Origin of the sequence: Arthrobacter sp. I3 (assembly GCF_000520575.1) — a bacterium.
Lineage (GTDB): Bacteria > Actinomycetota > Actinomycetes > Actinomycetales > Micrococcaceae > Arthrobacter > Arthrobacter humicola_A.
This window is the reverse complement of sequence record NZ_KI914906.1, coordinates 1-1,427: the sequence shown is the minus strand read 5'-3', so window position 1 is coordinate 1,427 and position 1,427 is coordinate 1. Positions and strand designations below refer to the sequence as shown.

The following is a 1,427-nucleotide window of genomic DNA, read 5'->3' as shown; positions in this document are numbered from 1 at the left end:
TTCGCGGCCAGGCCGGGAAGCTGGAACATGCCCCACTCGGTGACCCCTAGTGGGCCGGAACGGTAGAGGTTGGTCCCGCCGGAACGGGCGAGACGGAAGTTCATCCGCGTCGCGGACCGGTCCACGATGGACTGACCATGCTTGTCTTTGACGGTCAGAAGCAGCACGAGCAGTCCGGCGACGGCAAGGACGCTCAGGCCCGGCAGCAGGCCCCAGATGGCGAAGGTGATGATGCCGGCCAGCAGACCGGTCATGACGATGCCGGTGCCGATCGCGCCCAGGCTTCCCAGCCCCGCGGAACGGGGAACCCGCCAGTTGCCGTAGGACGGTTCCTTGTATTCGGTATTAATTGCTGCCACTGGGGCCCTCCATCGATCCTGATTGGCCGGTTGAATCCTGCGCGGTTTGTTGTGCGGCCTGAGAGGCCTTTGACGCTGCTTGTGCTCCTGCGGCGACGGCGATTCCGGCCGGGCCGGCGGCTTTACCGGCGGAACCTGCGCCGGCTCCTGCGACTGAGCCGGAGGTGCCTGCCCCGGCGGTAGCGGCGCTTCCGGTGGTGCCCTTGCGGGGCGCGCCCGGACCAGTAGCCCCGGGTGTCGGCTGGCCGCCATTCCCCCGGGGGCCGGTTGCTCCGTTACTGCCCTTCGGAGCTGCGCCTGACTGGTTGCTTTGTGTACTGGCCGGTGTCGGGGAGGCGTTGCCTTTACCGCTGCCGCTGCGGCCCATGGACACGGCGCCTGTGGCCATGGCCCCCACGGCGGCTCCTGCCCCCGCTCCCCCGCCGGAGGCGACGGCACCGACCATGGGCGTCACGAAGCGCATTAGTGCCGGCAAGGCGAACAGGGCGACGATCATCAGCGTGAAGCCCGTGATGGAGCCGATCAGGCCGTCCTTCCCGCTGTTGTGCCCCATGAGCAGGAATGCGACGGAGTAGACGATGGCTGCCGCTGGTTTGTAGAGGATGAAAGCGATGGTCCAGCCAACTGCTTTTTGGAACCACTGCCTCCCCATCTCGGTGTTCGTGAAGGCCGCGGTGGTGGGCAGGATGCCGGCCAGGATCGGCGGCAGCTCCTGCCCCGGTGCTGCTTGCTGTCCCCGCGGTGGCGGCATTGGTGGCCCCGCCCGGACCAGTAGCCCCGGGTGTCGGCTGGCCGCCATTCCCCCGGGGGCCGGTTGCTCCGTTACTGCCCTTCGGAGCTGCGCCTGACTGGTTGCTTTGTGTACTGGCCGGTGTCGGGGAGGCGTTGCCTTTACCGCTGCCGCTGCGGCCCATGGACACGGCGCCTGTGGCCCCAGATCGCGAAGCTGATGATCCCGGCCAACAACCCGGCCATGACAATGCCGGTGCCGATAGCGCCGAGGTTGCCCAACCCGGCAGAACGCGGGACGCGCCAGTTGCCGTAGGACGGTTCCTTGTATTCGGTATT

2 protein-coding genes are annotated in these 1,427 nt (G+C 67.7%); both read right to left on the bottom strand.

Features of this window, described 5'->3' with window-relative positions; translation table 11 throughout:
• The coding region (locus Y706_RS23625; RefSeq protein ID WP_043434777.1) for an SCO6880 family protein at positions 1 to 359 on the bottom strand (359 nt) is incomplete at its 3' end.
• Positions 346 to 1,110 (bottom strand): hypothetical protein, encoded by a 765-nt coding sequence (locus Y706_RS23620; RefSeq protein ID WP_253906685.1) that lies wholly within the window; start codon positions 1,108 to 1,110, stop codon positions 346 to 348. The genes Y706_RS23625 and Y706_RS23620, both read right to left, overlap by 14 nt.
• Positions 1,111 to 1,427 lie beyond the last annotated feature (317 nt).